This window comes from Pseudomonas sp. C1C7, assembly GCF_013359595.1.
Lineage (GTDB): Bacteria > Pseudomonadota > Gammaproteobacteria > Pseudomonadales > Pseudomonadaceae > Aquipseudomonas.
The window spans coordinates 1-8,554 of record NZ_JABFMP010000073.1; the positions used below are offsets into that span (position 1 = coordinate 1).

Annotated in this window: 4 protein-coding genes; all 4 read right to left on the reverse strand. The window is 61.6% G+C overall.

The genetic code is table 11. The annotated features are described in order from the left end of the window. Positions 1-526: 526 nt before the first annotated feature. The 4 genes from HNO86_RS29850 to HNO86_RS29865 all read right to left on the reverse strand — a co-directional run bounded on the left by HNO86_RS29850 (position 527) and on the right by HNO86_RS29865 (position 8,286). The gene (locus HNO86_RS29850; RefSeq protein WP_256672840.1) at positions 527-922 is read right to left on the reverse strand and encodes a LysR substrate-binding domain-containing protein; all 396 of its coding nucleotides are present in this window, start codon (positions 920-922) and stop codon (positions 527-529) included. A gap of 253 nt (positions 923-1,175) precedes the next feature. Continuing rightward, the gene (locus tag HNO86_RS29855) at positions 1,176-3,338 is read right to left on the reverse strand and encodes a TonB-dependent siderophore receptor (RefSeq protein WP_372242578.1); all 2,163 of its coding nucleotides are present in this window, start codon (positions 3,336-3,338) and stop codon (positions 1,176-1,178) included. A 454-nt stretch (positions 3,339-3,792) separates the two neighbouring features. Next, positions 3,793-4,824, reverse strand: a complete 1,032-nt coding sequence (locus HNO86_RS29860) for an SCO family protein (protein ID WP_175380528.1) — start codon at positions 4,822-4,824, stop codon at positions 3,793-3,795. Positions 4,825-4,899: 75 nt separating this feature from the next. After that, a complete protein-coding gene (locus tag HNO86_RS29865; RefSeq protein ID WP_256672842.1) occupies positions 4,900-8,286 on the reverse strand; it encodes an Ig-like domain-containing protein in 3,387 nt (1,128 codons plus the stop codon). Between the last annotated feature and the right edge of the window lie 268 nt (positions 8,287-8,554).

Genomic DNA, 8,554 nt, shown 5'->3' on the forward strand with positions numbered 1-8,554 from the left:
GCTGGTACAGACGGGCCAGCGCATCGGGCCGCAATACACCATCAATCAACAAATAGTTGGCTTGGGAAACGTTGTTCACTGGGCAGTCCATTCCCTGTTCCTTGTGTTGAGTAACGCGTACCGTCGCCCGAACACGGCATCGAGGAACGCGAAAATAAGGGGGCACACGGGGCAAAATCGCCCGATGGCTACCAGAGTCCTTCTCAAGGAACGTGCCAGAAATATTGAGGGTCAATGAAACCGGGGGTATGAGGCGTTTTTGTTCGACGTTTGAAACAATTCGAAGCTCAATTGCCCCTAAAAGTGCGCAAGAAGTTGCGCAGTGCCTGGCAACTTTTTGCGCACTCGCCTGTACAGCACGGGCGACGTGGTCTACGGGAATGTGCCCACAGGCTTATCCACATTTTTTGTGCGCAACTTCTTGCGCACAGTGGCCATAAGTCATCATGCGAGGCTGTTCAGAGATACGGCTGCTTCGCAGCCGGACGCAGGCTTCGCCAGCTGCTACAGGAATAGGGGGCAGGAACTAAGGCGTGAATTGATCTTTCAGCCAGGCTTTCAAAGCCCTGGTTGCGGCGGACGTGAACTTCGCCGAAGGCCGGATGAAATAGATTCCCCCGCGCTCGCCCAGCTCCCAATCCGGCAACACCCGCATCAGTTCACCATTGCGCAGCGCCTTCTCGAACAACCAGTCACCCGCACCCAAAATGCCTACGCCAGCACACGCGGCGCTGAGCAGCGCTTCGCTGTCATTGGAGGTCAGCGAACCCCAATCGCTTTTTGATCGACCCAGACTTCGCCCGATGCGGGACTGGCGGGCGTGAGGGGGTGGACTTCCATGACCTCTGGAGTGCCGGCGCAGTGGATGCGGATGACGGATCCCATGGTGCTTACCTGTGTGGTTTGTGGTGCGGGGAAGCATCACTGGTTCTGGAGAGTTTGATAATCCGGGTTCGGCGCAGATGGATGCTGCATCCAGTGCAGCAATCTGTAGGCGCGAGCAAGCTCGCGGCATTGCGAGAAGGCTTCACGCTCATGAAGTTGAGTGTGAAGCCCGAGAACCCCGCCAGGCACCTCTACGAACGAGCAGGTTTCGTGCGTAGCGGAATCGACACTCACGGCTATCTGCAATACGAGCGCAGAACCGATCAGGCTCCGCGCATGTAGCTCCCATATCAGAAGCTGTATTTGGCCGTCAGCATGTAGTTGCGCGGTGCACCGTAGGTATCCGTCGAACCCCAGGTCACGTCATAGCCGATCGCCGAGTAGTAGGTGCGGTCGAAGATGTTGTTGGCGTTGAGTTGCAGGTCCAGGTGCTTGTTCACCTCGTAGCCGGCCATCAGGTCGGTGACCGCATAGCTGCCCTGTTCGATGCGATAGCTGCCATCGTCGAGCGCCACGTCGTTGTACATGCGGCTCTGCCAGTAGACGTTGCCGCCCACGCGGAACTTCTCCAGCGGACCTTGCAGGCGGTAAGCGGTGGACACCTTGAACAGGCGTTCCGGCTGATCCGGGGTGAAGCGCTGGTTGTCGTTGGCCGGGTCCGAGTCCTTTTTGTAGCGGGCGCGGGTGTAGGTGAAGCCGGCACCCACCTGCCAGTTCGGGGTCAACGCACCCTGCAGTTCCATGTCGATGCCCTGGCTGCGAACCAGGCCGGACGATTCGTAGCAGGTCATCTCCGGGCAACCGGTCTGGTCGTCGGCGACGCTGGCGCGGTTCTTCTGATCGACCTGGAACAGCGCCAGGCTGGCGTTGAGGGCGCCGTTGAAATATTCGCCCTTGATGCCGATTTCGTAGTTCTCGCCCACGATCGGCTCGATCACCTTGCCGGAGATGTCCTTGGAGGTTTGCGGGGTGAAGATGTCGGTGTAGCTGGCGTAGACCGAGTAGGTGTCGTTCAGGTCATAGATCACGCCCGCGTAACGGGTGACGTTGCGGGTGACCTTGTAGTCGCCTTCGCCTGTGCGGTTGTCGTAGTCATACCAGTCCAGACGGCCGCCGAGAATCAGGCTCAACGGGTCGGCGAGACTCAGGCGGGTGGTCAGATAGACGCCGTCCTGGCTGGTGACTTCATGGCTGTCGCCGCTGTGCACGAAGTCCGGTTTCGGTGCGCCGATCGCCCATGACAGGGCATAGGGGCTGTACTCGCGAGTGCGCAGGTCGACTTCACGACGGCTGGCGCCGAGCACCAGTTCATGGGTACGACCGAAAGCTTCGAACGGGCCGCTGGCGAAGGCATCGAATGCGGTCTGGTCTTCCTGGGGTTTGGACTGATAGGCCGTTGTCGCCAGCGGGCCGGAGTAGCGCGACAGATAGGTGCCGGAGAACAGCGCGTCCTGCCAGGACTTGGTGGCCGCCAGGTGCAGGCTCCAGTCGTTGGCGAAGTGATGCTCGATTTCGCCGAACAGCGTGTTGATTTCCTGCCGTTTGTTTTCCCAATCCGTGCCCGGGTAAGTGGAGCGCGGCAAGTCCAGATGGTGGCCGTCAGTGCCGATGGGCAGGCCGCCCCAGAAGAAGTTGGTCTGGTCTTCCTGGCGCGAGAAGCCCAGGGTTGCCGTGGTGTCGTCGCTCAGGTCCGCCTCGCCGATGGCATAGAACAAGCCATGGTCGCTTTTTTCCTCGTCGCGAAAGCTGTCCGAGTCGCGGTAGGAACCCACCACGCGACCCCGCACGCTGCCGCTGTCATTCAGCGCACCGGAAGCGTCGAACTCCCCGCGATAGTCATCCCAACTGCCAGCCGCGCCGGTCAACGTGACCTGCGGGGTGGCGGTGGGGCGCTTGCGAATCATGTTGATGGCCGCCGAAGGGTTGCCGCTGCCGGTGACCAGGCCCGTCGCGCCGCGAATGATTTCGACCCGGTCGAACATCGCAAGGTTGGGCTGCACGCCGACGTTCCAGCCGGTGTAAGAACTCGGCAGGCCGTCGTACATGATGTTGTCGATGTCAAAACCGCGTGCGCTGTAGGTTTGTCGACCTGGGCCGCTGGACTGGCTGAGGAACAGGCCCGGCGTTGCCCTGACCACATCGTTCACGCTGGTCATGGCCTGGTCGTCCATGCGCTGACGGGTGATCACGGTCACGGCCTGCGGGGTTTCGCGCATGGTCAGCGGCAGCTTGGTGGCGGTCGACATGGCGCCGGTGGTGTACGACCCCGTGCCTTCGGTGGTCTGGCCCAGCTGATCGGCGCTGACGTTCACGGCTCCCAGTGTCAGGACCTGCTGGTCGCTGATCGGCTCGTCAGGCGTTGTCACCGTAGCGGGTTCCTGCGCGAGTACAAAGGGCGAGGTGCTGGCCAGGGCAACGGCAACGGCGAGAGGGCGGGGCCAAAAAAATTGCACGCGAAAGTCTCCTTACAGAATGGATGTCGGATTGAGCGAATGGGGGGGGTGTTTCAGCGGCGGCGGGGTCGACCGAATTGCGTTACGAGGCGGACATGGGCACTCACACAAATGCTGTTGAGATTACTTGTGATAATCATTCTCAACAGAGTGCCAGATTGGATCCTGGAAAAAAAGCAATAATTACCAATTGGTTAACGAATTTTTCACAATTCGAAATGACTTTAGGAGCGAGCTGCTTGCGATGGCCGTCAACGTTAACGCGGGAAACATGATGCCCCGCGGCGTCTCTGAGTCCATCGCGAGCAAGCTCGCTCCTACAGTTGATTGCATTCCAATGCAGGAGCTGCCGCAGGCTGCGATCTTTTGATTTTGTCTTTGACAGATCAAAGATCGCAGCCTCGTTTCACTCGACAGCTCCTACAGGGGGCGAGGGGAACTGTGGTTAGCCGCCTTACATCTTGTGCCCCGCATGCTGGTGGTGTTCATCGTGGGTGTCCTGCGCCACCGGTGCTTGCGGCTGCAGGCGTTCGGTCTCTTCGGCCAGATAGGTCAGCACCGCATTGATCTCGATCTCCCCCAGGCGCAGGTTCGGCATCGCCAGGCTGTTGTATTGCTCGAACAGCTGGGTGGCCAGCGCATCTTTCTCCGCCAGCATCACGTCCGGTTCCTTGATCCAGCGTTTGAGCCATTGCGGGTCGCGTTGGCGGGTGACGCCGATCAGGTCGGGGCCGATGCTGCGGATGCCGGCGTTCGCGGTGTCGCCCACGGTATGGCAGGACGAGCAGCGGGTGCGGTAGATCTGCTCGCCGGCGCTAGGCGGACGAAGGGTCGGGGCGGTGGCGTAGTCCTGGGTGCTGGTGCTCGGCTGTTTCCAGTTCTGCAAGGTCTTGCCCAGGCGGTCGGCGAGGATGTACGGGTTCTCCATGGGCGAGGATTTCATCCAGCGCCCGGTGCTCTGGTTGCCGATGATCAGGCTCAGGTTGTGGTCCTTGTTGCGGCCGTTGTCGATGCCTTCGATGAACAGGCCCAGGCTCTTGCGCAGGGCGGTGATGTCATCCTTGTTGCCGGTGAGGAACTGCCAGCCCGGGCCGACCCTGAATTTCTCGGTGTATTTCTTCAGCACCTCTGGGGTGTCGGTTTCCGGATCGATGGTGATCGAGTAGAGAAAGATGTCCTTGCCGACCCGGTCGCCCAGCACCTTCTGGACCTGGAGCAGGCGCGCGGTTTCCAGTGGGCAGGAATCGGTGCAGGAAGTGAAGATGAAGTTGATCGCCACCACTTTGTCTTTGATCAGGTCATCGAAAAAATGCACCTTCTGGCCGTCCTGATTGACCAGTTCGGTGTTGGGGAAATAGTCCTTGCCCCAGGGTGTGCTCGTGCCGTTTTCCTCGGCAACGGCGGCGGCCCCGCCAGTGATGCCCAGGGTGAAAAGCAGCAACAGGCGAAGGAGTCTGATCGTCCGGTTCCAATATGAAGTGATCATGATTGCGTCCTGTGCAGAGTACTGATTGAAGCCTTGCACTCCAGCGGTACCGGCTGGAGTGCAAGGTGATGCCGGTCAACGGACGGAGATGGGCGCTGTGACCGACTTGCCGGAGGACGATTTGATCGTCACGGTCGCGGTGGCCGCCGGCCCGTTGCCAGTGGTGCTCGCCGAGATCCTCCAGCGTGCGCCGGTGGCGGTTGGCGTCAGGGTCGCCGTGCCCAGTACCAGCGGCCCGCCGGTGGTGGCTGCGGTGACGGTCAGCACCGATCCGGTCAGTGACGTGGTCCCCGCCAGGTCCCAGGTGTAACGGTTGTTGCTGCGTACCGCGACCGTGGCGCTGGTCACTTGCAGGTCCTCGTTGCTGGTCGCCGCCGGTGCCACCGAGACAGTCACGGTGCCAGGCGTTGCCGAGACGCCACCTTTGGCATCGCGCACTTCATAGGTGAAGGACGCGGTGCCCGGCTCGGTGAGTGCGGCCGGCGGTGTGTAGATCACCCGGGTGCCATCGGTGGTGGTCGTGCCCATGCCGGAATCCGGCTGGGTCAGGCCGACCACAGTCAGCGGCACGTTGTTGTCCGGGTCACTGTCGTTGGCCAGCACGTTAAGGGTGACCGGCACACCGGCGGTGGTGCTGCCGGCGTCGGGACCGGCGATCGGCAGCTTGTTGGTGCTGTTGTCGTCGCCGCCTTCGTCTTCGTCCTCGTCATCGTCATTACCGCCATCGCCTTTGCCACCGGTACGGAAGGTCGGCAGAGCAGCGGTGGCAACGTACTCCACGACATCCCAGCTGGGCAGCGGTGTCGGCATCAGCTCGAACTGGCCTGGGTGCTCGACGTCCCAGCGCAGCAACATCGACGAGTCTTCGTGCTGGGTGTTGTGGCAGTGCTCCATGTAGGTCCCGGCAAATTCGCGGAAGCGGATCGCCATGGTCACTTCGGTGGAACTGTCGACTTCCGGCCCGATGCGGTACACGTCCTTGCGTGCCCATTTTTCCCAGTCCGGCGGTGCCTTGCCGTCGCGGTTGAGGATCACCCCTTCCTCGAAGTGCACATGCACTGGGTGGCTCCAGCCGTTGCCGCCGTTCTTGATGTTCCACACTTCCAGGGTGCCGTCGCCGCTGAAACCGGCGTCGGTCGGCCCGGTGGACAATTGCGCCGCTGCGGTGAGCTGGCGTGGGTCCATGGAGTAGCCGAAGCCGCCGTCGGTCTTGATGGTCCAGGGCGCGGTGTCCGTGCCATCGGAGCGGCCGAAGGTGAAGCTGCGGTGACGGGCCAGGTCCAATTTTGCCTTGTCGGCCACGTCGTCGCGGTTGATGGTCAGCGGGATCATTTTCTTGCCGGCCGGTTTGCCGGGCTTGGCCGGCTCATAGGCGACAGGGTCCATGCTCAGGTCCTGTCCGGAGTATTCCTTGACGATCAGTTGCAAGAACTTGCCCACCACCGGGTCGCCCTTGTCCCACTGCGGTCCCTTGCTGCTTTGCTTGAGCACGGCCTTGTATTTCTCGGACAGGACATCGCCCAGCGGCACTTCCTCTTTCTCCGGACCCTTGCCGGTCTTGTGTTCCATCAGGTTGACGAAGTACAGCTTGTCGCCGGTTTTGATCCCGTTTTTCGCGAAGTTGATGATGATGTCGTAGCGCTCGGCAATCGCCTGGGTCGGCAGGATGCCGTTGTTGTCCTTCAGGTCGCCGTCGCCATCGAGGTCCATGCTGCCGTCGAAGGGAATGGCGTGTTCCATGATGTTGCCGTCGTTGCCGATCATGTGGAACGGCACCCGGGCGTAGGACACACCGGAACCTGACGGGCCGGGGAACTCGCCCCCGGTGCCCTTGATTTCCCGTACCACGGCCAGCTTCATGTAACGCGACACCGAGCCGTTGAGAATGCGGAAGCGGTAGCTGCGGGCGCGCACGTTGAGGTAGGGCTGGTACTGCCAGTTCACCAGCATCTGGTCACCGATGAAGCCGTCGGTGTTGAACGGGTTGAACCACAATTGGCCGTTGGCATCCCAGGCCTTGTCGGCCACCACCAGGTTCACGTCATAGTCGCGGTTGCCCCAGGGCATGGCGCTGCCGCTGGGCAGGCGCAGGTTCACGCCGTCCTCGAAGGCTTCGTTGCCACGGTCGATGGCGCTGTAGTAGTTCATCATCACCGCGTTGCCCTTGTAGACGTTCTGTGCGGTGAAATCGAGCATGTGGTCGTGGAACCAGTGGGTGCTCATGGTTTCGCGCCAGTCGCCGCGGATCTTGATGCTGCCGTTCTCGCAGGTTTTGAGGCCCGGGCTCAGGTCGTTGGTCCACAGGGTTTCACCCGGCGAGCATGGGAATGCCGCGCGCGGGTCTTCGGCCTTGGTGTTGATGGTGTCGTAGCCGGCCAGTTGCACCGGCCAGCGATAGTCGTAGTACTGACCGGGGAAGAAGAAAGCGTTGGCATAACCATCGCTCTCGGCCGGGCTGTGACCGTTGTGTTCGTGGGTGCTGATGGTGTGCAGGCCGAAACCGTTGTTGGCGGCCGGATCGATCGGCAGGGCGTTGTAGTGACGCATCAGCAGCGGTTGGCCGTAGCGCACCATCAACAGTTTCGGCGGCAGGGTGCCGTCGAAGGTCCACACCGAGTTGTGGTTCTGGATCGGCATCTTCGGATGGATGCGAATGTCGATGCCTTTGGTGGTGCCCTTGGTGGTTGGAATGTCCGAGGTCTGGTAGTAGAGACCGCCCGGACCGAATTCACCCTTGGCGTAGCCGTGCATCTGTTTGCTGTCGCGCAGACCGAGGTTCTGCCGGGCGCCGGCTTGCACGGTCTTGAACGCGGCTTGCGGGTAGAACTCGTTCCAGCGTTGGTGCGACCAGCCTTTGCCGCCTGGCCGTCCTTCCGCTGGTGAGCCTACCGGAGCGCGGTTGAGGAAGGCTTCGATCTGCGCCTTCCAGGGGTTGCGGTCCAGTACGTTGGAGTATTGGGTCGGGAACGGCGTCAGCCCCGGTTGACGCAGGAAGGCTTCCAGCGCGGTTCCCGAAGGGCCGCTGCGGGCGATGCTGTTGGGGTCCTGGCCGGGCATCGGGCCCACCGTCGGCACGGGGAAGGTCAGTTGCCCCGGCGGTGTTTGCGGGTCGAGTTTCTCCGGGCCGAATTCTTCGAACAGGAGGATTTGCTGGGTGAAGGGTTCGGCGCCAAACAGCGGGCTTGGCTTGCCGTTGGTGGGGAAGTTGAACGAGGTCTGCAACGCAGGGGGCAGGACGTTATCGGCCCTTGGTGTGTTGCGGTCGCCCTGGCCGCCGTTGGGCAGCGACAGCGAGCCGTGGTTGGCCTCCGGCATGGTGCGGATTTCCAGCAGCGCGGCCGCGGGGTCGGCAGGTTGCGGCCGATAGTAAGAGGGGTCGGTTGGCGATGGCTGGCTCTCATCGTCGATCGGTGAAGCCCCCGCGTCCCCCATGGTGAGTGCGAACAAGATGGCCGAAGCCATGTCCGGCCGTATCAGGCGTGAGAAAGAACGGTTGGGTTGTTTGGTCTTCATTCTTTTGCCTCCCCGGCAAGGTGTGGCGCTAGGCCAGACCTGCATCGCGTTGATAGCACTGTGCCCTATATTTGGGCGTCAAGCAGGGACCGTGCCAGCGCTCGCGGCGAACGGGAAACGTGAGCAAATGTTTCATGGATCCAACAGCCTGCGGACGACCGGGATGGTTTGCCGGGGTGTTTCAAGAGGGGGACAGGTGGGGGCAAAGCCCCTGAGT